This is a genomic window from Pseudomonas sp. HLS-6 (assembly GCF_002753995.1).
Taxonomy (GTDB): domain Bacteria; phylum Pseudomonadota; class Gammaproteobacteria; order Pseudomonadales; family Pseudomonadaceae; genus Aquipseudomonas; species Aquipseudomonas defluvii.
Map to the genome: position 1 here is coordinate 364,488 of NZ_CP024478.1, position 24,082 is coordinate 388,569.

The 24,082-nt window shown below is 61.5% G+C and carries 22 protein-coding genes; 12 read left to right on the forward strand and 10 right to left on the reverse strand.

The genetic code is table 11. The features are described 5' to 3' along the window. Positions 1 to 25: 25 nt before the first annotated feature. The 5 genes from metW to CS390_RS01665 form a co-directional block, all read right to left on the reverse strand. The gene (gene metW, locus CS390_RS01645) at positions 26 to 646 is read right to left on the reverse strand and encodes a methionine biosynthesis protein MetW (RefSeq protein ID WP_065758191.1); all 621 of its coding nucleotides are present in this window, start codon (positions 644 to 646) and stop codon (positions 26 to 28) included. A gap of 7 nt (positions 647 to 653) precedes the next feature. Next, positions 654 to 1,793 carry a homoserine O-acetyltransferase gene (locus CS390_RS01650; RefSeq protein ID WP_065758192.1) on the reverse strand — a complete coding sequence of 380 codons (1,140 nt, stop codon included), beginning with the start codon at positions 1,791 to 1,793 and terminating at the stop codon, positions 654 to 656. 152 nt (positions 1,794 to 1,945) lie between these two features. Then, positions 1,946 to 2,536, reverse strand: coding sequence for a YggT family protein (locus tag CS390_RS01655; protein WP_099773329.1), 591 nt, complete (start codon positions 2,534 to 2,536; stop codon positions 1,946 to 1,948). Positions 2,537 to 2,546: 10 nt separating this feature from the next. Next, the gene (gene proC, locus CS390_RS01660) at positions 2,547 to 3,365 is read right to left on the reverse strand and encodes a pyrroline-5-carboxylate reductase (RefSeq protein WP_099773330.1); all 819 of its coding nucleotides are present in this window, start codon (positions 3,363 to 3,365) and stop codon (positions 2,547 to 2,549) included. 36 nt (positions 3,366 to 3,401) lie between these two features. Then, positions 3,402 to 4,088, reverse strand: coding sequence for a YggS family pyridoxal phosphate-dependent enzyme (locus CS390_RS01665; protein WP_099773331.1), 687 nt, complete (start codon positions 4,086 to 4,088; stop codon positions 3,402 to 3,404). 65 nt (positions 4,089 to 4,153) lie between these two features. Here CS390_RS01665 and CS390_RS01670 point away from each other — a divergent pair, with 65 nt between their 5' ends. Further along, a complete protein-coding gene (locus tag CS390_RS01670; RefSeq protein ID WP_099773332.1) occupies positions 4,154 to 5,188 on the forward strand; it encodes a type IV pilus twitching motility protein PilT in 1,035 nt (344 codons plus the stop codon). Here the strand turns inward: CS390_RS01670 and CS390_RS01675 are convergent. Next, a complete protein-coding gene (locus CS390_RS01675; RefSeq protein ID WP_099773333.1) occupies positions 5,185 to 5,808 on the reverse strand; it encodes a C40 family peptidase in 624 nt (207 codons plus the stop codon). The genes CS390_RS01670 and CS390_RS01675 overlap by 4 nt on opposite strands. Before the next feature lie 155 nt (positions 5,809 to 5,963). Here CS390_RS01675 and CS390_RS01680 point away from each other — a divergent pair, with 155 nt between their 5' ends. Continuing rightward, positions 5,964 to 6,383 (forward strand): TM2 domain-containing protein, encoded by a 420-nt coding sequence (locus CS390_RS01680; protein ID WP_065758198.1) that lies wholly within the window; start codon positions 5,964 to 5,966, stop codon positions 6,381 to 6,383. 21 nt (positions 6,384 to 6,404) lie between these two features. Here the strand turns inward: CS390_RS01680 and CS390_RS01685 are convergent, their stop codons facing one another. The 3 genes from CS390_RS01685 to CS390_RS01695 all read right to left on the reverse strand — a co-directional run bounded on the left by CS390_RS01685 (position 6,405) and on the right by CS390_RS01695 (position 11,223). After that, the gene (locus CS390_RS01685; protein WP_065758199.1) at positions 6,405 to 7,100 is read right to left on the reverse strand and encodes an SPOR domain-containing protein; all 696 of its coding nucleotides are present in this window, start codon (positions 7,098 to 7,100) and stop codon (positions 6,405 to 6,407) included. 1 nt (position 7,101) lies between these two features. Then, entirely contained in the window at positions 7,102 to 8,838 is a 1,737-nt protein-coding gene (gene argS, locus CS390_RS01690) for an arginine--tRNA ligase (protein ID WP_065758200.1), read from the reverse strand. A 165-nt stretch (positions 8,839 to 9,003) separates the two neighbouring features. Then, positions 9,004 to 11,223, reverse strand: coding sequence for a primosomal protein N' (locus CS390_RS01695; RefSeq protein ID WP_065758201.1), 2,220 nt, complete (start codon positions 11,221 to 11,223; stop codon positions 9,004 to 9,006). A gap of 167 nt (positions 11,224 to 11,390) precedes the next feature. On the opposite strand from CS390_RS01695, the gene rpmE reads away from it, so the two are divergent. From rpmE to CS390_RS01710, 3 genes are all read left to right on the forward strand, one after another. Then, positions 11,391 to 11,606: a 50S ribosomal protein L31 gene (gene rpmE, locus CS390_RS01700; RefSeq protein WP_065758202.1), complete on the forward strand. Its 216-nt coding sequence runs from the start codon at positions 11,391 to 11,393 to the stop codon at positions 11,604 to 11,606. Between the two features lie 35 nt (positions 11,607 to 11,641). After that, positions 11,642 to 12,430 (forward strand): thermonuclease family protein, encoded by a 789-nt coding sequence (locus CS390_RS01705; RefSeq protein ID WP_256587612.1) that lies wholly within the window; start codon positions 11,642 to 11,644, stop codon positions 12,428 to 12,430. Between the two features lie 180 nt (positions 12,431 to 12,610). Next, positions 12,611 to 13,879, forward strand: coding sequence for a malic enzyme-like NAD(P)-binding protein (locus CS390_RS01710; protein WP_065758203.1), 1,269 nt, complete (start codon positions 12,611 to 12,613; stop codon positions 13,877 to 13,879). Between the two features lie 214 nt (positions 13,880 to 14,093). Here CS390_RS01710 and CS390_RS01715 read toward each other — a convergent pair whose 3' ends face one another. Further along, complete coding sequence (locus CS390_RS01715; protein WP_371918251.1) at positions 14,094 to 16,520, reverse strand: penicillin-binding protein 1A; 2,427 nt, start codon at positions 16,518 to 16,520, stop codon at positions 14,094 to 14,096. Between the two features lie 183 nt (positions 16,521 to 16,703). On the opposite strand from CS390_RS01715, the gene pilM reads away from it, so the two are divergent. From pilM to CS390_RS01750, 7 genes are all read left to right on the forward strand, one after another. Then, entirely contained in the window at positions 16,704 to 17,627 is a 924-nt protein-coding gene (gene pilM / locus CS390_RS01720; protein WP_065758205.1) for a type IV pilus biogenesis protein PilM, read from the forward strand. Beyond that, entirely contained in the window at positions 17,627 to 18,169 is a 543-nt protein-coding gene (locus CS390_RS25030; RefSeq protein WP_065758206.1) for a PilN domain-containing protein, read from the forward strand. Before pilM ends, CS390_RS25030 begins: the two co-directional genes overlap by 1 nt. Then, positions 18,166 to 19,107, forward strand: coding sequence for a pilus assembly protein PilP (locus CS390_RS01730; protein ID WP_099773335.1), 942 nt, complete (start codon positions 18,166 to 18,168; stop codon positions 19,105 to 19,107). The genes CS390_RS25030 and CS390_RS01730 overlap by 4 nt, the downstream gene beginning before the upstream one ends. Before the next feature lie 45 nt (positions 19,108 to 19,152). After that, complete coding sequence (locus tag CS390_RS01735) at positions 19,153 to 20,385, forward strand: type IV pilus secretin PilQ (RefSeq protein ID WP_256587613.1); 1,233 nt, start codon at positions 19,153 to 19,155, stop codon at positions 20,383 to 20,385. A gap of 4 nt (positions 20,386 to 20,389) precedes the next feature. Further along, entirely contained in the window at positions 20,390 to 20,908 is a 519-nt protein-coding gene (gene aroK, locus CS390_RS01740) for a shikimate kinase AroK (protein ID WP_065758209.1), read from the forward strand. Between the two features lie 94 nt (positions 20,909 to 21,002). Further along, on the forward strand, positions 21,003 to 22,100 hold the full coding sequence (gene aroB, locus CS390_RS01745) for a 3-dehydroquinate synthase (protein WP_099773337.1): 1,098 nt from the start codon (positions 21,003 to 21,005) through the stop codon (positions 22,098 to 22,100). A 16-nt stretch (positions 22,101 to 22,116) separates the two neighbouring features. Continuing rightward, on the forward strand, positions 22,117 to 23,790 hold the full coding sequence (locus CS390_RS01750; RefSeq protein WP_099773338.1) for an AAA family ATPase: 1,674 nt from the start codon (positions 22,117 to 22,119) through the stop codon (positions 23,788 to 23,790). Positions 23,791 to 24,082: the final 292 nt, after the last annotated feature.

Below are 24,082 nucleotides of genomic sequence, written 5' to 3' on the forward strand. Positions count from 1 at the left end.
ATCGTACTCCTCGAAAAGGGCGGGGTTAAACCGCGACCTGATGTTCCTGCAGGCCCGGGCTGTTGACACGGTAAATGCCGATCTCACCTAGTAGATTAGGCCAAAGCTTGCTTGCCCACCCGTGGCGGTGCAAGTGGTCTACTGCCAGGCGGTCGAGTACTTGTGCCCGGCGCTCGCGGCACAGCGCCTCGAAGTCTTCAAAGGTGCAGAAGTGGATGTTCGGCGTGTTGTACCAGGTATACGGCATGAAGTCCGACACCGGCATGCGACCTTTGGTCGCCAGGTACCAGCGGCAGCGCCAATGACCGAAGTTGGGGAAGGTGATGATGCACTGGCGACCGACCCGCAGCATTTCGTCGAGAATCCGGTCCGGGTATTCGACAGCCTGCAGGGCCTGGGTCATGACCACGACATCGAAGCTGTTGCTGGCAAAGTTGCCCAGGCCCTTGTCGAGGTCCTGTTCGATGACGTTGACACCCTTGGCCACGCACTCGGCGATGTTGTCGGGGTCGATTTCCAGGCCGTAGCCGGTTACCTGTTTGTTGGCGCGCAGCGAAGCCAGTAGCTCGCCATTACCGCAGCCAAGGTCGAGTACCCGGCTGCCAGCGGGGATCCAGTCTTGGATGATTTCCAGATCGGCTCTCATGGGGTCCTCAGAGGGCAATGCGGTTCATGTAGCGGGAGAAGGCCTGCAGGTACCGTGGGATCGGGATCAGGAAGGCATCGTGGCCTTGTGGTGCATCGATCTCCAGGTAGCAGACGTTTTTCTTCGCGGCCATCAGTGCGTCGACGATCTCCCGCGAGCGGGCGGGCGAGAAGCGCCAGTCGGTGGTGAACGACATCACGCAGAAATCGGCTTTGACGCCGGCCAGGGTCGCGGCCAGGTCACCCCCGTGGGCGGCGGCCGGGTCGTAGTAGTCCAGGGCCTTGGTCATCAACAGGTAGGTGTTGGCGTCGAAACGCCCCGAAAATTCTTCGCCCTGATAGCGCAGGTAGCTTTCAACCTGGAATTCCACGCTGTGGAAGTCGTAGTTGAGCTTGTCGCTTTTCAGTTCGCGGCCAAACTTCTCGCCCATCGAGTCATCGGACAGGTAGGTAATGTGCCCGACCATGCGCGCCAGCATCAGGCCGCGCTTGGGGATTACCCCGTGCTCCTGGAAGTAACCGCCGTGAAACTCCGGGTCGGACAGGATGGCCTGGCGCGCCACTTCGTTGAAGGCGATGTTCTGTGCCGAGAGTTTCGGTGCCGAAGCGATAGTCAGGCAGTGGCGTACCCGCTCGGGATAACTGATGGTCCACTGCAGCGCCTGCATGCCGCCGAGGCTGCCGCCAACGACCGCCGCCCAGGTGCTGATGCCAAGCCGGTCGGCCAGGCGTGCCTGGCTGTGTACCCAGTCTTCCACGGTGAGCACCGGGAACTCGGCACCAAAAGGCTTGCCGGTCGCCGGGTTTATGCTGCTTGGCCCGGTGGAACCGTTACAGCCGCCGAGGTTGTTCAGGCTGACGACGAAGAAACGGTTGGTGTCGATAGGTTTGCCGGGGCCGATGCAACTGTCCCACCATCCGGGCTTGCGGTCGTCGGCGCTATGGTAGCCCGCCGCGTGGTGGTGCCCCGACAGGGCATGACAGATCAGCACGGCGTTGCTCGCGCTGCTGTTGAGTGTGCCGTAGGTTTCGTACATCAGGTCGTAGGCGGCCAGCGAACGACCGCAGGCCAGGGCCAGGGGATCGCTGAAGTGCGCCAGTTGCGGTGTTACCAGACCGACCGAATCTTCGGGAAAGACAGTGGACATCGACCCTGCTCACGCTTAAATGAGGCGTAAGTCTAAAGACCGCTGGGGTGGGGGGCAAGCCGCGTGGTAGATGGCTGGCCTTGCCGACGAAGCCATGTGAATTCATCGTCGGCAAGGCCGCCTCTGCGGGCGTGGTGTCGTCAGGCCTGAAATCAGACCAGCAGGCGCAGGATCTCTGGCATTGCGGTCATGGCTGCCAGGTTGTTGATGACCAGCATGTCGATCAGTTTCAGCGCCATGAACGCCAGGATCGGCGAAATATCCAGGCCGCCGAGGTTTGGCAGCAGGCGACGGAACGGGGCCAGGAACGGATCGCAGATCTGGTTGACCAGTTCGGCACCAGGGTTGTGGCTGCCCGGTGCGACCCAGGACAGGATCACGCTGACGATCAGGGCGAAGAAGAAGATCTTCAAGAACAGCGCGGTGACGCCAATGATCGACCAGATCAGCAACTGTACCGGGTTGCCGGTGGTGCCGTAGGCCAGCAACAAGGTCAGGCCCATCAGCAGCAGCTGCACGGCCAGTGCCAGCAACAATGACGACATGTCCAGGCCGAACAGGCTGGGGATGATCCGGCGCAACGGTTTGAGCAGCGGCTGGGTGGCGCGTACGGCAAACTGGCTGAGCGGGTTGTAGAAGTCTGCGCGAACCAGCTGCAGGATGAAGCGCAGCATCACGACCAGCAGTAACAGGCTGCCGAGGGTCTGCAGAATGTAGATTGCAGCGGTGTTCAGTCCGATCATCTTCGGCTCCTTAGTTGCCTAGTTGTTCGGCCAGTTCGGCCGAGCGGTGCGCAGCTGCGCCCAGCGCTTTTTCCACCAGCGCTTCGAATCCATCAGCCTGGAAGGACTTGATCGCCGCCTCCGTGGTGCCGGCTGGCGAGGTCACCCGACGGCGCAATTCAGCTGCGTCGACATCACTGGTAACTGCCATTTGCGCGGCACCCAGTGCGGTCTGCAGGGTCAGGCGTGCTGCGGTTTCACGTGGCAGGCCAAGTTTCTCGCCGGCTGCAGTCATGGCTTCGATCAGCAGAAAGAAGTAGGCCGGGCCGCTGCCGGATACGGCAGTGACGGCGTCCAGTTGCTGTTCCTGTTCCAGCCACAGTGCGATGCCTACGGCCGAGAGCAGTTGTTCGGCCTGCTGGCGCTGTTCGGCACTGACCTGGGCGGTGGCGAACAGGCCGCTGACGCCCTGGCGCAGTAGCGCTGGGGTGTTGGGCATGCAGCGTACGATCGGCTGGGCGCCAAGCCATTGGTTCATGCTGGCGCAGGTGATGCCGGCAGCAATCGAGACGACCAGTTGGTTCGGCTTGAGGCTGGGTTGCAGGGCCAGGCAAACGGCTTTCATGGCCTGCGGTTTGACGGCCAGCACGATCACGTCGGCGCCGTCGATGGCCTCGGCATTGTCGGCGAACATCTCGATGCCGTGTTCGGCGTGAACTTTGGCGCGTTGTTCGGCGCCAGGGTCGCTGGCGCGAATCTGCGCAGCCTCCAGGCCCTGTGCGCGCAGGCCGCCGATCAGGCTGGCGGCCATGTTGCCGGCACCGATAAAGGCAATACGAGTCTTGCTCATGTCAGGTCCTTGTCGAAAAAGGTGAGTAAAGCAGGGTCAGGGTTGGCCGTAGTCACGGGCGCCAAACAGCGCGGTACCGATGCGCACCCAGGTTGCACCCTGTGCAATCGCCGACTCCAGGTCGTGGCTCATGCCCATGGATAACGTGTCGAGTGGCAAGCCCAGGCTGGCCTGCAGGTCGCGTACCTTGGCAAAGGCTGCATCCTGCGCGGTGCGGTCTTCGGTGGGCTCGGGTATCGCCATCAAGCCGCGCAGCCGCAGCCGTGGCAGCACCGCTATAGCAGCGGCCAGCGCGGGCAGTTCCTCCGGGGTGCAGCCGGACTTGCTGTCTTCGCCACTGACATTGACCTGAATACAGATGTTCAATGGTTCCAGCGATTCAGGGCGCTGCTCGGAAAGGCGTTGAGCGATTTTCAGGCGATCCACGGAATGTACCCAGTCGAAGTGCTCGGCGATAGCGCGCGTCTTGTTCGACTGAATGGGGCCGATGAAGTGCCAGGTCAAGGGCAGGTCGGTCAATTCGGCCTGTTTGCCCAGGGCTTCCTGCAGGTAGTTCTCGCCCATGTCGCGCAGGCCTGCAGCGAAGGCTTCGCGCACGGCGGCGGCAGGTTTGGTTTTGCTCACGGCCAGCAGCTTGATGCTGGCCGGATCTCGCCCGGCAGCCTCGGCGGCACGGTGGATGCGCTCGGCGAGGGTGGAAATGTTGTCTGCTATGGTGGACATGATCGATGCCAGCGGCTCTTTGGGTCTGCGGCATTCTACCTGCTTGGCGGTGTTTGGGGAGTCTTATGGATGTGACTGAACTGCTGGCCCTTGCTGTCAAGGAGGGGGCCTCGGACCTGCACCTGGCTGCGGGTGATGTGCCAATGATCCGCCTGGATGGCGAGATGCTGCGACTGGATTTGCCGCCGCTTGAGTCTGATCAGGCGCGGGCGTTAATCGCGCAAATCATGACGGATCAGCAAAAAAAGGATTTCAAAACCCTTCAGGATCTCGATTTCTCCTTTGCCATGGCGGGGGTAGGGCGCTTCAGGGTAAATGCCTTCGAGCAGTTGCAGGGCGTGGGGGCGGTATTCCGGTTGATCCCCTCATCGGTGCGTGGCCTGGCTGAGTTGGGGCTGGGGGCTGTTTTCCGGCAAATCGCCGAACTGCGTAGTGGGCTTGTATTGGTGACCGGGCCCACCGGCTCGGGAAAGTCCACCACCCTGGCAGCCTTGATTGATCACCTGAACCGCGAGCGCGCCCTGCATATTCTCACGGTCGAAGACCCGATCGAATTTATCCACAGCCCGGTGCGTGGACGGATCAGCCAGCGTGAGGTACAGCGTCACAGTCACAGTTTTGCGGCGGCGCTACGGGCCGCCCTGCGTCAGGACCCGGATGTGATCATGCTCGGGGAATTGAGGGACCTGGAGACGATTCGCCTGGCCCTGACGGCGGCCGAAACCGGGCATCTGGTGCTGGCCACCCTGCATACGGGCTCGGCAGCGAAAACCGTTGACCGGATCGTCGATGTATTTGCTGCCGAGGAAAAGCAATTGGTACGTGCGATGCTGGCCGAGTCCCTGCAGGCAGTGGTGTCTCAGGTGCTGGTGCGCAAGCCAGGTGGTGGCCGGGTGGCCGCGCACGAGATCATGCTGGCGACGCCGGCGATTCGCAATTTGATCAGGGAGGGGAAAGTGGTGCAGATCCAGTCTGCAATCCAGACCGGCGGGGCGCTGGGCATGCAGACCCTGGACAGTTGTCTGCAGGGTCTGATGGCAAGGGGGGAGATCAGTGCTGATACGCGCCGGGCGGTGGGATGCGCGCCCGGTGGGTTTTAGCGCTTGGCCAGGTTCAGCTGTTGCTGGTCCTTGGGCAGTACGCGCTTTGCAACCACATAATGGTTCTGCCAGTAAGGCTTGTTCAGCGTATCAATGCTGACGCGCTTGCCGGTGCGTGGCGCATGGATGAAGCGGTCGTTGCCCAGGTAAATGGCAACGTGGTTGACCTTGCGGCTCTTGATGTTGAAGAACAGCAAGTCGCCCGGTTTCAGGTCTTTCTGATCGACCTTGATGCCGTGGCCGCTGGCCATGGCGTTGGAGGTACGAGGCAGGTCGACTTCATCGATATCGTTGAAGGCGTACTTGACCAGGCCGCTGCAGTCGAAGCCTTTGCTTGGGCTACTGCCACCCCAGCGATAGGGGGTGCCCAGCGCGTTGACGGCGCGGCTCAGCACATCGCTGCTTTGCTTGGCCGACAGGTTGGCCGTTGATTTTGTCGGTTTTGCACTACGGTTGGCATAGTGGATCGGTGATGCCGAACCTTTGTTGGCGTGTACGCCGGTGGCATTGGCGGTATAGCCAGAGAAGCCATTAGGAAGACGTTGCTCACGATTGGTGGCGTGGGCGGCCAGGGGCAATAATAGGCAAATAGTCAGCCATGTCTTGAAAAGGGGACGCATAGGCAGGGCTCTTGTTGGTTAGCGCGCAACTTTATAACAGCTTTTTTGCGCGGATCTGCCCCGTTGGTCGATTTCGACGGCACCATACGTCGGCTTGCTACTGAAAAGTCACATTTTTGTTTAGAAAATTTTCACATAACCCGCTGAGGCTACGAATGAACAGTTATCAACAGAGCCCACCCTTCCATGACACGCACAGCAAGGTTGTAGGCTATCTGCTGTGGTGCTTCGGTTTTCTCGGTGCGCACCGCTTTTACTATGGCAAGCCAGTCACAGGCACAATCTGGTTCTTTACCCTGGGGTTGCTCGGCATCGGCTGGTTGATCGACCTGTTCCTGATCCCGTCGATGGACCGTGAAGCCGACTTGCGCTTTCACTCTGGGCCTTTGGATTACAACATCGCCTGGATTCTGCTGACGTTTCTTGGGGTGTTTGGCGTGCATCGCATGTACCAGGGCAAATGGATCAGTGGCCTGATCTACCTGGTGACGGGCGGTCTGTTTCTGGTGGGCGTGCTGTACGACTTCTGGACCCTGAACGACCAGGTGTCGCTGAGAAACGCCCAACGGCGCTAAGGCGCCGCTGGGCGAGGGGGCTTACTGGCGGTTTTGGCGCTGCTGCAAGAGCAGGTTGTTGAAGCCGCTACCGGCCAACTGCTTTTGGGCCACGGTCAATTGTTCGCGGTTGCTGAACGGGCCCACCAGCACGCGGTACCAGGTTTCGTCGCGGACCATGCCGGACTCGACCTGCACGGCCTGGCCGAGCAGGATGATCTGCGCACGGACCTTGTCGGCGTCAGCCTGCTTGCGGAACGAGCCGGCCTGCAGGAAGAACTGGGTGGTCGCTGCCGGTTTCACCACGGGAGGTGGCGGTGGCGGCGTTTGCCCCAGCAGTGCGGCCTGGGCCCTGGCGGTGTCGATCTTCGCGGCTTCAGCCGGTGTCACCGGCTGCTGTGGCTGGGCGGGTACCGGCGGGGTTTTCTCCGGTACGGCTTCCGGCGGCACGATGACTTCCGACTCTGGCAGCAAGGTGTAGAAGTCGTATTTCGGCTTCACCGGTTGCTGTGGGCTGGGCGGTGTCTTGTTCGCTTCGGCAGCGCGCTCGGCTTTCTGCTGTTCGGGCTTGCTCCGCTTGACCTCGTCGGTGCTCGGATCAAGCTTCATCAGAAAGACAATGAACGCGCCCACGGTCAGGCCGACAGCCAGCCACAGCCAGCCGGGGATCGGTTTCTTCTCCGGTGCCTGATAGCGGCTGGCGCCGCGCTTGGGGGCGGGCTTTTTCTTGGCTGCCACCTTACATGCGCTCCAGGGTTTCCAGGCCCAGCAGTTCCAGGCCCTGCTTGAGGGTGCGACCGGTCAGTGCGGCCAGGCGCAGGCGGCTCTGCTGCTGTTCGGCCGTTTCGGCGGCCAGGATCGGGCAGTTCTCATAGAAGCTGGAGAACAGGCCGGCGACGTCGTACAGGTAGCTGCAAAGCACGTGCGGCGTACCTTTTTCAGCAACGTTGTTCAGGGTTTCGCCGAATTGCGCCAGGCGTGCCGCGAGGTCGTGTTCCTGGGCGGCTTGCAGGGTGATATGGCCGTCAACTTCGCTGAAGTCCTTGCCCAGCTTGCGGAATACGCCCGCCACGCGGGTGTAGGCGTACAGCAGGTACGGCGCGGTGTTGCCTTCGAAGTTGAGCATCAGGTCGAAGTTGAAGCTGTAGTCGCTGGTGCGGTGCTTGGACAGGTCGGCGTATTTCACCGCGTCGATACCGACAACCTGGGCGATGGCGCGCAGTTCATCTTCCGCCAGTTGCGGGTTCTTTTCCTTGACCAGGGTGTACGCACGTTCCTTGGCTTCGGTGAGCAGGTCGATCAGCTTGACCGTGCCGCCGTCGCGGGTCTTGAACGGGCGGCCATCGGCGCCGTTCATGGTGCCGAAGCCCATGTGCTCCATGATCATGTCGTTACCGACGAAGCCAGCGCGGCGGGCGACTTCGAACACCTGCTGGAAGTGCAGTGCCTGGCGCTGGTCAACGAAATACAGGGCGCGGTCGGCCTTGAGGACGTTGCTGCGGTAGCGCACGGCTGCCAGGTCAGTGGTCGCGTACAGGTAGCCGCCATCGGCCTTCTGCACGATCACCGGCAGTGGGTCGCCGTCGGCGGTCTTGTACTCTTCGAGGAATACGCACTGGGCACCGTTGCTTTCGACCAGCAGGCCCTTGGCCTTGAGGTCGTTGACCACGTTGATCAGGTCGTCGTTGTAGGCGCTTTCGCCCATGACGTCAGCCATGGTCAGTTTGACGTTGAGCTGCTCGTAGGTCTTCTGGCAGTGCGACAGCGAGATGTCCTTGAAGCGGGTCCACAGCTTCAGGCATTCGGCATCACCGGCTTGCAGCTTGACCACCAGGCCGCGCGCGCGGTCGGCGAAGGCTTCGGACTCGTCGAAGCGCTTTTTCGCGGCGCGGTAGAAGTTTTCCAGGTCCGACAGCTCGTCGCTGGTGATCGGGTTTTCTTCCAGATAGGCCATCAGCATGCCGAACTGGGTGCCCCAGTCGCCGACGTGGTTCTGCCGGATCACGTTGTCGCCGAGGAACTCGAGTACGCGGGCGACGGCATCGCCGATGATGGTCGAGCGCAGGTGGCCAACGTGCATCTCTTTGGCCAGGTTGGGTGCCGACAGGTCAACGACCACTTTCTGTTGTGGGCCGGCTTTCTGTACGCCAAGTTTGCTGTCGGCCAGCGCGGCGTCGAGGCGTGACGCCAGGGCCTGGGTATTCTGGAAGAAGTTCAGGAAGCCGGGGCCGGCGATTTCCACTTTGCTGACCTGGGCATCGGCGGGCAGGGCCGCGATGATTTTTTCGGCTAGGTCGCGTGGCTTCATGCCGGCCGGCTTGGCCAGCATCATCGCGATATTGCTGGCGAAGTCGCCGTGGGTCTTGTCCCGGGCGTTTTCCACCTGGATCGCCGGCGTAAGCCCTTCAGGCAGCACACCGTCGGTGACGAGTTGGGTGAGGGCTTGCTGGATCAGCTGGCGAATGGTGTCTTTCATGGGATTCTCTTTCGACCGCAAGCGCGGCGGCGCTTGGATGCGCAGGTGGAAAAACTGAACATTATCCGTTGCTGGCACGAGCTTGCCAACCTTTGGGGCTGTCTTGCGTTCGATCCTCTGCAATACGTACTCAAACCGGCCTCGTCGACGATGAGGCCGGATGGGTCAGTAGAGGTCGACCGGGTCCACATCCAGCGACCAGCGTACCTGCCGCCCGCTGGGCATGTGTTCCAACAATAGCAGCCAGGCATTGATCAGCCGATGCAGCGGCGCGCGTGCGTTGGCCTGCAGCAGCAACTGTGCGCGGTAACGACCGGCCCGACGCTCCATTGGCGCAGGTACTGGCCCGAGCAGCTCGATGCCATGCAGGTTGTGCTCGGCCAGCAGTTGTTCGGCGGCGGCGCAGGCTTCATCGAGAAAGCCCTCGGCCTGCCCCGGCTTGTGGGCTTCGGCGCGCAGTAGGGCAAGGTGTGCGAAGGGTGGCAGGCCGGCTGCACGGCGCTCGCTCAGGGCCTGCTCGGCAAAGGCGAAGTAGCCTTGTTCGGTCAGTTGCACCAGCAGTGGATGGTCGGCCAGGTGGGTCTGGATAATGACTCTGCCGGGCTCTTCTGCGCGCCCTGCGCGGCCCGCAACTTGAACGATCAACTGGGCCATGCGCTCGCTGGCGCGGAAATCGCCGGAAAACAGTCCACCATCGGCATCGAGAATGGCAACCAGCGTGACCCTCGGGAAGTGGTGACCCTTGGCCAGCATCTGGGTGCCGACCAGAATGCACGGCTGACCGCGCTGGATGGTGGCAAACAACTGGTTCATCGCATCCTTGCGCGAGGTGCTGTCGCGGTCGACGCGTAGCACCGGGTAGTCCGGAAACAGGATGCTCAGGCGTTCTTCGGCGCGCTCGGTGCCGGCGCCGACCGGGCGCAGGTCGACCTTGTTGCATTGTGGGCACTGGCGAGGCATGCGCTCTTCATAGCCGCAATGGTGGCAGCGCAACTCGCCGGAGCGCTGGTGAACGGTCATCCGCGCATCGCAGCGCGGGCACTCGGACATCCAGCCGCAATCGTGGCAGAGCAGTGTCGGGGCAAAGCCTCGGCGGTTGAGGAACACCAGTACCTGCTGCCCCGCTGCGAGTGTCTGGCCGATGGCTTGTTGCATCGGGCCGCTGATGCCGCTATCCAGTGGGCGACTCTTGACGTCCAGACGCAGAAAACGCGGTGCCTGGGCACCTCCGGCGCGGTGGTTCAGGCGCAGCAGGCCGTAGCGACCCGTGTAGGCATTGTGCAGGCTTTCCAGCGATGGCGTGGCGGAGCCCAGCACGATCGGGATGTTTTCCTGGCGAGCGCGTACCAGTGCCAGGTCGCGTGCGTGGTAACGCAGGCCTTCTTGCTGTTTATAGGAGCCGTCATGCTCTTCATCAATGATGATCAGCCCCGGGTTCTTCATGGGGGTGAACAGGGCTGAACGGGTGCCGATGATGATGTCGGCCTCGCCATCGCGGGCCGCCAGCCAGGCATCCAGGCGTTCGCGATCGTTGACCGCGGAGTGCAATAAGGCGATGCGGGCATTGAAGCGCTGCTCGAAGCGGGCCAGGGTCTGTGGGCCAAGGTTGATCTCGGGGATCAGAATCAGCGCCTGTTTGCCGGCTTCCAGGGCTTCACGGATCAGTTGCAGGTAAACCTCGGTCTTGCCGCTGCCGGTGACACCAGCAAGGAGGAAGGCGTGGAAGCTGTCGAAACCGGCTCGCACGGCGTTGAAGGCGGCGTGCTGTTCCTCGTTGAGCGGCAGTTCCGGTTGTGCCAGCCAATGCTCATGGCGCTGTTGCGGCGCATGGCGGCGTACTTCAACCTGCACCAGTTCTTTGCTCAGCAGCAGGTCAAGGCTGTCTTTGTTCAGGCCCAGTTTGCCGAGCAGGCCGTGGGCGACGCCGTGCGGGTGCTGGGCCAGGGTCGACAATGCTTCGCGTTGGCGTGGTGCCCGGGCAATGCGCGGGTCGTCCAGGCGTGCGCCAGGTGCAATCTGCCAGAAGCGCTCCTGCCGCGCTTCGGCCGGTTCACCCTGGCGCAGAAACACCGGCAGCGCCCAGCTGAAGGTGTCGCCCAGGCTGTGCTGGTAGTACTGCGCGGTCCACAGGCACAGCTTGAAGAAGGCTGGCGGCAGTGGAGAGACCGGATCGAGCAGCGCGATGGCGGGCTTGAGCTTGTCGGCTGGGACGTCACTGTGGTCGCAGACCTCCACCAGGATGCCGATCATTTCGCGCCGACCGAATGGCACACGAATGCGCATGCCGGGTGTCAGTTCGACGCGGGCCATGCTCGCTGGGGCCCTGTAGTCGAACAGTCGCCGCAGGGGCGAGGGCAGAGCAAGGCGCAGAATGACGTCGGACACGCGGTAATTTCTCTGAAGGGGGATTCCTGGACCGCCGAGCCTAGCAGACGACCGCCGGTGCAAGCGACAACTTGCGTCGACCGTCGGCTCTGGTATTATTCGCCGCCTAATTACGTGCGGTATTCAACAATGGTGTTGGATGGCGGCACGCAGTCGAGGAAGTGACCATGAAGCCAGAAATTCATCCAACATACGAAGCCGTTACTGCCACCTGCAGCTGCGGCGCTGTCATCGAAACCCGTTCGACTCTGTGCAAGCCACTGAGCCTCGACGTGTGCTCGCTGTGCCACCCGTTCTACACCGGTAAGCAAAAAGTACTGGACACTGGCGGCCGCGTACAGAAGTTCGCCGATCGCTTCGGCATGTTCGGTGCCAAGAAGTAAGATTGCGCGCAAGGCTAGCCCCTGTGGGCCTGTCAATGCTGCTGAAGAAGGCGTCCCTCGTGGGCGCCTTTTTTATGGGCGCGATTTGGCAGGGCGTCGCCCTGGCGTTCTGTCCTGCCCCGGCCGGCGTACAGTCGGTCAGCGTCACGCAGGTGGTCGATGGCGATACCGTGCGTCTGGAGGATGGGCGCAGCGTGCGCCTGATTGGGGTAAATGCCCCGGAAATCGGTCGCAAAGGCCGCAGCAGTGAACCGTTTGCCGAAGCTGCCCGGCAACGCCTGCAAGCGTTGGTCAAGGCCAGTGGCGGGCGTATTGGCCTGCAGCCCGGCGTGCAAGGTCGCGACAAGTATGGGCGTACACTTGCACATATCTACACACGCAATGGCGACAATATTGAGGCGCAGTTGTTGGCTGAAGGCTTGGGCTATCGCGTGGCAGTGGCGCCTAACGTTGCGCTGGTGACGTGCCAGCAGGACGCCGAGCGAGTGGCTCGCCAGGCGGGGCTGGGGCTTTGGCGCGCACCTGCAGTGCGTACTGCCGGGCAAATCGAACAGTCGGGCTTTGCGCTGATTACTGGCCGGGTTCGGGGCATTGAGCGTAACCGCGGCGGCGTCTGGATCGAAATCGACGAAGGGTTGGTGCTTCAGGTCAGCCCACGCTTGCAGGGTGACTTCCCATCGTCCTTTTTTGAGGGGCTCAAGGGGCGTCAGGTCGAAGCACGGGGTTGGGTGCTGGATCGTTCCCGCAAAGGCGGGCTGAAATCGGGGCAGGCGCGTTGGTTGCTGCCGCTGACTGACCCAAGCATGCTCGAGCGGGTTGATTAAGTAAAAATTGTGGACATTTTTAAAATAAATTGTACACACTGAAAGCCTTGCAGGACGCGGCTCTTGGCGGAAAGTCGTAGGTTAAAGGCCTTGACACTAGTGACCGGGCAGTCTTGTCGGCCCCTTGCTCTTTGCGTATCCTCGGCGGCTCGTCAGAACAGTAAAAGCGGAATGCCCATCATGTCAGATTTGAAAACTGCCGCTCTCGAATACCATGCTCAGCCTCGTCCGGGGAAACTGAGCGTCGAGCTCACCAAGCCTACTGCGACTGCTCGCGACCTGGCCCTGGCCTACAGCCCGGGCGTCGCCGAGCCGGTACGTGAAATCGCTCGCGATCCAGAGCTGGCCTACAAGTACACCGGCAAGGGCAATCTGGTAGCAGTCATTTCCGACGGCACTGCCATCCTCGGCCTGGGTAACCTGGGCCCTCTGGCTTCCAAGCCTGTCATGGAAGGCAAGGGTGTTCTGTTCAAGCGTTTCGCCGGTATCGATGTGTTCGACATCGAAGTCGACTCGGAAAGCCCACAGGCGTTCATCGACACCGTCAAGCGTATCTCCATCACCTTCGGTGGTATCAACCTGGAAGACATCAAGGCGCCAGAGTGCTTTGAGATCGAACGTGCTCTGATCGAGCAGTGCGACATCCCGGTATTCCACGATGACCAGCACGGTACTGCGATCGTGACCGCTGCGGGCATGATCAACGCCCTGGAAATCGCTGGCAAAACCTTGGGCGAGGCGAAAATCGTCTGCCTGGGCGCCGGCGCTGCTGCCATCTCCTGCATGAAGCTGCTGGTGAGCATGGGTGCGCAGATCGAAAACATCTTCATGGTTGACCGTACTGGCGTTATCCACGCTGGCCGTGACGACCTGAACCAGTACAAGGCGGTGTTCGCTCACGCTACCGAGAAGCGCACCCTGTCCGAAGCGCTGGAAGGCGCTGACGTGTTCGTAGGCCTGTCCGGCCCGAACCTGCTGAGCGCTGAAGACCTCAAGCGCATGGCGGCCAACCCGATCGTGTTCGCCTGCTCCAACCCGGATCCAGAGATCTCGCCGGAACTGGCTCACGCCACCCGTAACGATGTGATCATGGCCACCGGCCGTTCGGACTACCCGAACCAGGTCAACAACGTACTGGGCTTCCCGTTCATCTTCCGTGGTGCCCTGGACGTTCGCGCCAAGCGCATCAACGAAGAGATGAAGATCGCTGCTGCCAACGCCCTGCGTGAGCTGGCCAAGCTGCCAGTGCCGAAGGAAGTGTGCGACGCCTACGGCGGTATCGCGCTGGAGTTCGGCCGTGAGTACATCATTCCGAAGCCAATGGATGCTCGCCTGATCACCGTGATCTCCGATGCTGTGGCCAAGGCTGCGATCGAGACTGGTGTAGCAACCCTGCCGTATCCGAAGAACTACCCGCTGAAAAGCGTGGATGACGTGTTCAACGGCTAAGCCGTTGTAGCGCTCCAGCAAAAAGCCCCGGCGCGTGAGCACCGGGGCTTTTTTTGTGCGCCGTAGAAGCCATCGCGGGCAAGCCTGCATCCCGCACCTGTAGGGGCAGGCTTGCCTGCGATGCAGGCGCCGCGATAGGGCTTGTACCCCAACGATGACGCCGTCGCCTGCAAGAGCCGTACTCCTGCGGTGTAGGAGTACGGTTGCTATGGCGTCAGAACAGGTCGATCGGAGCCGCTTCATCTGCGGGCAGCGGGCTGCCCGGCAGGTTGCTGTTGCCCAGTTCGTTGACTGACGGCGGTGAGTCTTCAGCCTTGAACAGTTCAAAGTAGGCGTTTGGCGTGCTAGGTGTCGCTGCACGACCACTGGCCGGGTCAATTCGCAGGCTGAGGATGCCCTCCGGCTCTGCCAGGCTGTGCGCAGGTTTGTCCTTCAGCGCTGCGCCCATGAAGTTGATCCAGATCGGCAGGGCTACCGTGCCGCCATACTCGCGATGGCCGAGGGTCTCGGGCTGGTCGAAGCCCGTCCACACCGTGGTGGTGTAGTCGGCGTTGTAGCCAGAGAACCAGGCATCCTTGGCTTCGTTGGTGGTGCCTGTCTTGCCGGCTAGGTCGGTTCGCCCCAGGACCATCGCCCTGCGCCCGGTGCCACGCTTGATCACGTCTTCCAGCATGCTGGTAAGGATGTACGCGGTGCGGCCATCGATTATACGTGGCGCGATCACTGGCGCTTGCACCATGGTCGTAGGGTTGGCGGTATCGACGCTGATTGGCCCGGCTTCGGGGGCGGCAATGCCGTTCTGGTCTTCATTACCTTGCGGCACGCGCGCCGGGTTGGCAGTGAACAGTGTTTCGCCGTTACGGCTCTCGATGCGCTCGATCAGGTACGGGGCGATCTTGTAGCCGCCGTTGGCAAAGGTGCTCCAGCCGGTGGCGATCTCCATCGGGGTCAGGGTTGCCGTGCCCAGGGCCAGCGACAGGTTGCGTGGCAGGTCCTGTTTGTTGAAGCCAAATTTGGTGATGTAGTCGATCGTGGTGTCGACGCCCATGCTCTGCAGCAGGCGGATCGAAACCATGTTGCGCGACTTGTACAGTGCCTCACGCAGGCGGATCGGGCCAAGGAAGGTGTTGGTGTCGTTCTTCGGGCGCCAGACCTTGTCCAGGTATTCGTCGACAAACACGATAGGGGCATCGTTGACCAGGCTGGCGGCGGTGTAGCCGTTATCCAGTGCAGCACTGTAGATGAATGGCTTGAAGCTTGAGCCTGGCTGACGCTTGGCTTGCATGGCGCGGTTGTAGTTGCTCTGCTCGAAGGAGAACCCGCCGACCAGTGCGCGGATAGCGCCGCTGTGGGGGTCGAGCGAGACCAGTGCGCTCTGCGCTGTGGGTACCTGGCTGAACTTCAGGATGCCGCTGCTCAGGCGTTGCACCCGGATCAGGTCGCCGATCTGGGCAACATCTGCAGGTTGTTGTGGGCTGCGGCCCTGGCTGTTGGTGCTGAGGAATGGGCGGGCCCATTTCATGCTGTCCCAGGCAACCGGCAGCTCTTCGCCGGTGCGGGTCAGGACATGCAGGCCGCTCTTGTCAACCTGGGTCACGATAGCCGGCTCCAGGCCTCCCAGCGGTCGTTGCTTGTTCAGTTCCTGCAGCCATGCCGCTCGGGTTTTACCGGGCAGGCGCGATTCCGGTCCGCGGTAGCCGTGACGTTGGTCATAGGCGAGCAGCCCTTCCAGTACGGCATTGTTGGCCATTTCCTGGAGGTCGCTAGGGACGGTAACCGTCACCCGGAAACCTTCTGTGTAGGCGTCGCTGCCGTAGCGGCCAACCATCTCGGCGCGGGCCATCTCGGCGATGTAGGGCGCGTTCACTTCGGGGGTCGGTACGTGGTAGCTGGCGTTGATCGGCTCAGCCAACGCGCTCAGGTAGCTGGCTTCGTCGATTTTGCCAAGCTTGTACATACGGCCGAGGATCCAGTCGCGGCGCTCTTTGGCGCGTACCGAATTGGCCAGCGGGTTGAAGCGCGAGGGCGCCTTGGGCAGGCCGGCGATCATCGCCATTTGCGCCAGGCTTACGTCACGAATCGATTTGCCGTAGTAAACCTGGGCTGCGGCTTCAATGCCGTAGGCGCGGTTACCCAGGTAGATCTTGTTCACGTACAGCTCAAGGATTTCATCTTTGGTCAGTTCGCGCTCGATCTGCAGGGCCAGGAGAATTTCGTTGGTCTTGCGCGAGAAGCTGCGCTCGCTGCTCAGGAAGAAGTTCTTCGCCACCTGCATGGTGATGGTGCTGCCGCCACTCTGGATGTGGCCCGACTTGATCAATTGTGTTGCAGCGCGCATCAGGCTGCTCGGGTCGACCCCGTAGTGATTGGCGAAGTTGTCGTCTTCGGCAGCCAGCAATGCCTGGATGAAATGCGGCGGAATGTCGGCAAAACGGATGGGTGAACGACGCATTTCGCCAAACTCGGCGATGAGCTTGCCGTCACTGCTGTAGACCCGCAGGGGGATCTGCAACTGGATGCTTCTGAGGGCCTCTACCGAGGGCAAGCTGGGGCTAAGATACAGAAACGCGCCGCTCAGACCGAGTACGAGCGCACAAATGACTGCGACGAAAGACCACCAGAAGAACTTCAGCAGGCGTATCAAGGCTTTGGGGTGTCCAGGTAGAGGAGTGAGTTGAGCACAGGCCCGGCAGACGTCAAAAAACGCTGGGCATTATAAGCAAATTTCACCTCGGCGCGTTATGCGAGCTCTTGTCAAGGTGCTCGATTGCCGCTGGCGCAAGCGCTGCGCGGTGGATGGTGACTATAAAAATAGGGAAAGCCAATGTTTGGACGTTTCGGCAAGGATGCCGGTTCACTTTTGGGTATTGAAATTGTCGCTACTGCCGTACGCCTGGTGCAACTGGAGCGTCGTGGGGGCGGTTGCGCAGTGCGCGCCTGGGCGATTGAGCCACTGGCTGCTGGGGCGGTGATCGATGGGCGCATGGTGGCGCTTGATGTGATCGCAGCGGCGTTGGCCCAGGCATTCAGGCGCAGTGGTGCTACAGCGGTTGATGCCGCACTGTCGCTGCCGGCATCGGCGGTCATGTGTTGTGAGGTGACGTTGCCGCGTGGGCTCGGTGAGGCGGAAATGGCTAACCGTTTGTCTGACGAGCTTGCAGGTAGCATCCCTTACCCGCTCGATGATGCTGCCATCGACTTTCAAGTGATGGGTGTCAATGCGCAGGCACCGGGCGCGCTCGATGTGGCGGTAGCGGTATGCCGCTGGGATGCGCTGGAGGTGATCGAGGAGGTCCTGGCGCTGGCTGGCCTGTGCCCACAGGTTGTCGATATCGACAGCCATGCCTTGCAGCGGGTTGCCTGTCGGGCGTCAGGTGAGGTGTCTGCGGTGCTAGTGGTCGAGACAGACCATCTTGTCTTTCATCATCTGCGCGAGGCCGGTGAACACCGTCGGGACGAATTACGGGGCGGGGATGCGGCCCTGCAGTTGGAGTCCATTGTGCGTGCGCTCGACCACTGGTTGCTGGATAGCCTGGAGCGTGGCCGCGGATCAATGCCGGAGCAGTTGCTGTTGGTGGGTACTGGTGCCATTGCGGCGCTTGCCGAGCAGTTGCAGCCGAGGTTGGGTATTGCCTGCTCGGTGCTTGACCCCTTTGACGGCATGCCCGGTGTGCGGGATGGCGCATTGCGTGCAGCGGCGCCTTGCCTGGCGATTGCCAGCGGCCTTGCGCGCAGGAGCTTTGACTGATGCGGCGGGTCAACCTGCTGCCGTGGCGCGAGGCCAGGCGCCAGGCACGGGGTAAGCAGTTGCAGGTAATGCTGGTTGCAACCCTCGTGCTGGGGGGCGCAGGTGTGTACCTGGTGGATCGTGCGGTCGAACGGCGGCTAAGCGGACAGGAGGCGCGCAATGCCGGGTTGCAACAAGACAGTGAGCAGCTTGATGAGTTGATCGCCCGCCTGTCCGATCTGGCAGAGCAACGTGATGCCTTGCTGGAGCAGTTACAGGACGTTGAGGTGTTGCAGGAGGGCCAGGGATTCGACGTGCTTGAGCGTTTGGTTTACGCCGTGCCGCAGGGTGTACAGCTCACCGGATTGCTCTTTGAGGCTGCGCAGTTGAACGTCTCGGGGTTGGCCCCTTCAAGTGCAGCGGTTGCCCGCTTCCTGCGTAACCTTGGCACCGTACCGGGCTTGCAGAGGCCTGAGCTGCAGGATGTGCAGTCGATCGGAACGGGGGTGGCCTTCCAGCTGCTGGTGGGCGTGCAGTTGGCTGATTCGGAGCCTGCGCCATGAGCCGGCTGGCAATGCTTGCCGGTTTGGAGTGGGGCGTGCTGGGCAGTTGGTCCTGGCGGGCGAAGGCCGCGCTGCTGGCAGCCTCCTTGGCTGCCGTGACAGGGTTAGGCTACGGGGTTCAGGTACGTGATGGGCTGCTGGATCTTGAGCGCTCCATGGGCCGAGAGGTAGCGCTCAGGGGCGAAATTGCCGAAAAGTCGGTGCAGGCCGCGCTTTCGGAGGGCTATCACCAGCAGATCGATGCCTTGCAGCACCGTCTTGAGTCTGCAAGGCAGCGGTTGCAGCAGGGCGATGCTGCACGGTTGCTGGAGGATGTCGCGCGGCTGGGCGACGGGCTTTGGGTCGAGCAGTTCAAGCTGCTTGATGAGGTGCCTCATGCCTATTTTGTCGAACAGCCGCTGGAATTGAACGCCATAGGCGCTTATCCACAACTGACGGCCTTGCTCGCCGGTCTGGCCGGGCTGTCCCGTATCGTCACCTTGACGTCGTTGCAACTGGCCCCGGCGGAGGCGAAGGCACCGGGGCAACTGCAGCTGCGCCTGCTTGCCAGTACCTATCGTGCTGGCGATCAGTCTCAGGCGCTGGAACCTGCCACGTTGCCGGTGATCGTCGACGCTTCAGCGCCACTGCCACATGATCCGTTTGCTGCTGTTGAGCCACTTGAGTCGCGCACGCTGCTTGAGCGGCTTGCGCTTGAGCAGTTTGAAATGGTCGGCAGCCTGCGCGGTCGGCAGGGGAGAGTGGCTCTGCTAAGAGGGGCGGGTTCGATACACCGTATTCAGTTGGAGGATCGCTTGGGGCCTGATCACGGACGCGTCGTGGCCATCAGCGAGCATCAAGTGGAGCTTGTCGAGCAAGTGTTCATTGAGGGCAGGGGCTGGCTTGAGCGGCCCCGAACCCTTGTGTTGAAGCAGGCAGACCGAGGAGACGGTCGCTGACACTGGAGGTCATGGATGAGCAAGCGGTGTTGGGTGTTTGGGGTGTTGTTTTTAGTCGTGGCAGACACAGATCTGCGCGCGGCTGTATCGACAGGTCCTTATGTTGGAGAGCCATTGTCGCTGAACTTTCAGGATGTCGAGGTGCGTTCGGTGTTGCAGGTGCTGGCCGATTTCACCGAGCTGAATCTGGTAACCAGCGATGCGGTGCAGGGCACTGTCACCCTGCGCTTGCAGGACGTGCCTTGGGATCACGCGTTGGACCTGGTGTTACGCAGCAAGGGGCTTGGCAGGCGTCTGGACGGTAATGTGCTGATGGTGGCACCGCTGGAAGAATTGGCGGGGCTGGCGACATTGCAGCGTGAGGTGTTGCAGGTCACGCATGCCAGGGCGGCAGATATCGCTGAGCTCTACCTGGGCTTGTTCACAGGGGATGCAGCAGGCGCTGAGCGCGGTGCGATCGTGATTGATGAACGCACCAACACGATTCTCGCGAACCAGACTTCGGCGCGCCTTGACGCGTTGCGCCAGCTCGTCGCGCAACTGGACGTGCCTGTGCGTCAGGTGCTGATCGAGGCAAGGATCGTTGAGGCCAATGTCGACTACGAGAAAAGCTTTGGCATTCGCTGGGGTGGCGAGTTGAGCCTGGGTGCTGGCGTGGCGCTCTACGGGCCGGGTGAGGTGGGGCGGCCTTTTGTCGACCTTGGGGCGGAACGGGCGAGCTCGGGCATCGGCTTGGGGCTGGTTCGTGACAGCCAATTGCTGGACCTTGAGCTCACTGCGATGGAAAAATCCGGTAACGGGGAGATCATCTCGCAGCCCAAGGTGGTGACTGCTGACCGAGAAACTGCACGGATCCTCAAGGGGACCGAGGTGCCTTATCAGGAGTCGGGCGCCAATGGCACCACCTCGATCACCTTTCGCGAGGCGTCCCTGTCACTTGAAGTGACGCCGCAGATCATGGCGGACAACCGTGTGGTGATGGCCGTCAAGGTGACCAAGGATGAGCCTGATTACCTCAATGCCCAGGCTCAGGTGCCGCCGATACGGAAGAATGAGGTCAACGCCAAGGTTCAGGTGGGTGATGGGGAGACCATCGTGATTGGCGGGGTGTATTCGACGGTGCAAAGTAAAGTGGTGGATAAGGTGCCATTTTTGGGCGATGTGCCGTATGTTGGGCGGCTGTTTAAGCGCGATGTCGTACAAGAAAAAAAATCTGAGCTGCTGGTCTTCCTGACTCCGCGTATCATGAGTGACCAGGCGATTGCTGTGAGTCGTTGATTCTGTGCGAAATTTGATACTTGTTGGGCCGATGGGTGCTGGCAAAAGCACCATTGGCCGTCTGCTTGCCAAAGAGCTGCGTCTGCCGTTCAAGGATTCCGATAAGGAAATCGAGCTGCGTACGGGCGCCAATATCCCATGGATCTTCGACAAGGAAGGCGAACCGGGATTTCGTGATCGTGAGCAGGCGATGATCGCCGAGCTGTGCGAGGCCGATGGCGTTGTGCTTGCAACCGGCGGTGGTGCTGTGATGCGTGAAGCCAATCGCCGGGCATTGCATGCCGGTGGGCGAGTGGTTTACCTGCATGCCTCGGTTGAACAGCAAGTCGGGCGCACCGCGCGTGACCGCAATCGACCGTTGTTGCGTACCGCCGATCCTGCTGCGACCTTGCGTGCCTTGCTGGAGCTGCGCGATCCGCTGTACCGGGAGATCGCCGATCTGGTCGTCGAAACCGACGAACGGCCGCCGCGCATGGTGGTGCTGGATATTCTCGAACGCCTGGAGAAGTTGCCGCCCCGTTAGGCTATCCTCGGCGGCCAGTCATGCCGTGACAGGGCACCTCGTTACTGCGCGGGCCGCGCTATTGCTCCCGCGCCCTAGTTCATTGTGGGGAAACATGCAGACACTTAAGGTCGAGTTGGGTGAACGTAGCTATCCGATCTACATTGGTGAGGGCTTGCTGGATCAGCCCGAGTTGCTGGCGCCGCACATAGCGGGTCGGCAGGTTGCCATCGTTTCCAACGAGACCGTTGCCCCCCTTTATCTGGAGCGCCTGACCCGTACATTGGGCGCTTATTCAGTGCTGCCAGTGGTATTGCCGGATGGCGAAGCCTTCAAGAACTGGGAAACCCTGCAGCTGATTTTCGATGCCCTGCTGACCGCGCGTCATGATCGTCGGACCACCATTATTGCCCTTGGCGGCGGTGTGATCGGCGATATGGCCGGTTTTGCGGCGGCGTGCTACCAGCGTGGCGTGGATTTCATCCAGGTGCCGACCACGCTCCTGTCGCAGGTCGACTCCTCGGTGGGCGGCAAGACCGGTATCAACCATCCGTTGGGCAAGAACATGGTCGGTGCGTTCTATCAGCCCAATGCAGTGCTGATCGATACCACCAGCCTGAATACACTGCCGGCCCGCGAACTCTCGGCAGGCCTGGCGGAAGTCATCAAGTACGGCCTGATCTGCGATGAGCCGTTCCTGGGCTGGCTGGAAGCGAATGTCGATGCCCTGCGCCGGCTTGATCAAGCCGCGCTTACCGTTGCCATTCAGCGCTCCTGCGCGGCCAAGGCCGCCGTGGTCGGCGCTGATGAGCGTGAGTCCGGCGTGCGCGCCACGCTGAACCTGGGACATACCTTCGGTCATGCGATCGAGACTCACATGGGCTATGGTGTCTGGTTGCACGGTGAAGCCGTTGCCGCTGGCACAGTCATGGCGCTGGAAATGTCCATGCGTCTGGGCTGGATCAGTCAGCAGGCCCGAGATCGGGCCATCCGCCTGTTTCAACGCGCAGGCCTGCCGGTGGTGCCTCCACAGGAAATGACCCCGGCGCATTTCATGGAGCATATGGCAGTCGACAAAAAGGTACTCGACGGTCGCCTGCGGCTGGTGCTGTTGCGCCAGTTGGGTGAGGCCGTGGTTACCGACGACTATCCAAGAGAGATTCTTCAGGCCACGCTGGACGCGGATTACCGCGCGATCGTGGCCCAGCTTTGAGGTTGATAAGAGTTCGATGACTAGTTTGCATGCCGACGAGGCCTTTCTCGGCCATTACCAGTTGAGCCACGACCCCTTCGCTGCGCGGGTGCCTGGTTTCAAATTCTTCCCGGCCCAGCGCAAGCCGGTGTTGGGCCAGCTCCATCACCTGGCGCGTTACAGTCAACTATTGCTGGTGGTCACCGGGCCACTGGGCAGCGGCAAGACCTTGCTGCGCCAGGCCCTGGTCGCCAGTACCAACAAACAGTCCGTACAGAGCATTGTGGTCTCGGCACGTGGGGCCAGCGATGCCGCCAGTGTGCTGGGGCAGGTCGCCCAGTCGTTGAACCTGGCCAAGGCCGAGGTTCCAGAGATTCTCGCTCAGGTGGTGCAGTTGGCACTGACCGGGCAGGAAGTCTATTTGCTGGTCGATGATGCGGAACAACTCGACGAGTCGGCACTCCAAGCCTTGCTGGAACTGGCTGCGGGCACTCCTGAGGGGCGTCCGCACGTGTTCCTGTTCGGTGAGCCGTCACTGATCGCCGGGCTGGATGCGCTGAATGCCGAGCAGGAGCGCTTCCACATCATTGAGCTGCAGCCTTACAGCGAGGATGAAACCCGGGAGTACCTGGAGCAGCGCCTGGAAGGTGCCGGAAGTGGCCTCAATGTGCTGACCAGTGAGCAGATCGCCGATATTCACGAGCATTCGGAGGGTTGGCCTGGCGTAATCAACCAGGTTGCCCGGGATGCCTTGATCGAAGCCATGATTGCCAGCCGCACGACGGCGAAGCGACCATCAATGGGGTTCAAAATGCCTAAGAAGCACGTACTGGCGTTGTCTGCTGTGGTAGTGGTCGCCGTTGCAGCGGCGGTGTTGATGCCCAAGAAGGGCGACCAGGCGCCTGCCGGAGCGCCTGCAGAGCAGGCACAGCTGCCATTGGGCCAGGGGCAGCCAAGCACTGCCCAGTCCAACAATGGTGGCCCGGCCATCGAATTTGCTGGCTCCTCGCAGCCTATGCCATTGCCACTGGTGGGGCAGTCTCAACCGGTGATGCGTGGTCCGCTGGCTGAAGCGGCGGGCATGGGGGACGGTGATGAAAGTACGCCTGCTGGCGAAACTGCATTGCAGCCGCCTACTGTGACGACCATCGCCCCCCCTGCTGGTGTTCCCGCTGGCCCTGCACCGACACCTGCCCAACCGGTAGCGTCTACTCAGGTGCAACCGGCTGCACACGCTCAGCAAGCCCCGGTCGCCGCTGCCAGCAAGCCGGTTGCACCTGCACCTGCAGTGAAGCCTGCACCTGCAGTGAAGCCTGCACCTGCAGTGAAGCCTGCGCCTGCCCCTGTGCAGGTCGCCGCAGCCAAGCCGGCGCCGAAACCGGTAGAAAAGCCGGCAGAGAAACCGGTCGCGAAGGCCGCCGCCGGTGGTAACTGGTACGCCGGGCAAAAGCCGAGCAACTATGTGGTTCAGATCCTCGGTACCAGCTCTGAAGCGACGGCTCAGGCCTATGTCAATTCTCAGGGTGGCGACTATCGCTACTTCAAGAAAAACCTGCAGGGCAAGCCGCTGTTCGTCGTTACCTACGGCAACTTTGCCAGCCGTGATGCCGCACTTGCTGCAATCAAGGCCTTGCCAGCCAAGGTCCAGGCTGGTAAACCTTGGCCTCGTAGTGTTGCCAGCGTCCAACAAGAGCTGGCAGCGACCCGCTGAAATAGCTCGGTGGCACCACCCCCGCCACCTGCTGAGCGTCTCCTGAATTTCGGTCAAGCCTGCTGCGCCATGCGCGGCAGGCTTTTCTGTCCCAGACTGACGGCCAAAAGCCATTGCAGTCCAGGCTGAAACGCTTCAGACTCAAGCGAAGCCGCTATCACGGCAGTGCTCATAAAAACATTCAAAAATGCGACATGGATTTGCGTGGTTTCGTCGCGCTAATTTGTGGGCTACCTTGTCGCTGTGCAACAATGACTGCCCTTTTGCCCCCGCAAAGCTGGCGTTCGTTCGG

What these genes read in the sequence shown, in the direction of transcription:
- CS390_RS01730 (WP_099773335.1), top strand. Translation starts at nt 18,166, where the DNA reads ATGAGCCGGCTGGCAATGCTTGCCGGTTTGGAGTGGGGCGTGCTGGGC.
- CS390_RS01665 (WP_099773331.1), bottom strand. Translation starts at nt 4,088, where the DNA reads ATGTCCACCATAGCAGACAACATTTCCACCCTCGCCGAGCGCATCCAC.
- CS390_RS01650 (WP_065758192.1), bottom strand. Translation starts at nt 1,793, where the DNA reads ATGTCCACTGTCTTTCCCGAAGATTCGGTCGGTCTGGTAACACCGCAA.
- CS390_RS01675 (WP_099773333.1), bottom strand. Translation starts at nt 5,808, where the DNA reads ATGCGTCCCCTTTTCAAGACATGGCTGACTATTTGCCTATTATTGCCC.
- CS390_RS01750 (WP_099773338.1), top strand. Translation starts at nt 22,117, where the DNA reads ATGACTAGTTTGCATGCCGACGAGGCCTTTCTCGGCCATTACCAGTTG.
- aroB (WP_099773337.1), top strand. Translation starts at nt 21,003, where the DNA reads ATGCAGACACTTAAGGTCGAGTTGGGTGAACGTAGCTATCCGATCTAC.
- CS390_RS01705 (WP_256587612.1), top strand. Translation starts at nt 11,642, where the DNA reads ATGCTGCTGAAGAAGGCGTCCCTCGTGGGCGCCTTTTTTATGGGCGCG.
- CS390_RS25030 (WP_065758206.1), top strand. Translation starts at nt 17,627, where the DNA reads ATGCGGCGGGTCAACCTGCTGCCGTGGCGCGAGGCCAGGCGCCAGGCA.
- pilM (WP_065758205.1), top strand. Translation starts at nt 16,704, where the DNA reads ATGTTTGGACGTTTCGGCAAGGATGCCGGTTCACTTTTGGGTATTGAA.
- argS (WP_065758200.1), bottom strand. Translation starts at nt 8,838, where the DNA reads ATGAAAGACACCATTCGCCAGCTGATCCAGCAAGCCCTCACCCAACTC.
- metW (WP_065758191.1), bottom strand. Translation starts at nt 646, where the DNA reads ATGAGAGCCGATCTGGAAATCATCCAAGACTGGATCCCCGCTGGCAGC.
- CS390_RS01680 (WP_065758198.1), top strand. Translation starts at nt 5,964, where the DNA reads ATGAACAGTTATCAACAGAGCCCACCCTTCCATGACACGCACAGCAAG.
- rpmE (WP_065758202.1), top strand. Translation starts at nt 11,391, where the DNA reads ATGAAGCCAGAAATTCATCCAACATACGAAGCCGTTACTGCCACCTGC.
- CS390_RS01710 (WP_065758203.1), top strand. Translation starts at nt 12,611, where the DNA reads ATGTCAGATTTGAAAACTGCCGCTCTCGAATACCATGCTCAGCCTCGT.
- CS390_RS01670 (WP_099773332.1), top strand. Translation starts at nt 4,154, where the DNA reads ATGGATGTGACTGAACTGCTGGCCCTTGCTGTCAAGGAGGGGGCCTCG.
- proC (WP_099773330.1), bottom strand. Translation starts at nt 3,365, where the DNA reads ATGAGCAAGACTCGTATTGCCTTTATCGGTGCCGGCAACATGGCCGCC.
- CS390_RS01655 (WP_099773329.1), bottom strand. Translation starts at nt 2,536, where the DNA reads ATGATCGGACTGAACACCGCTGCAATCTACATTCTGCAGACCCTCGGC.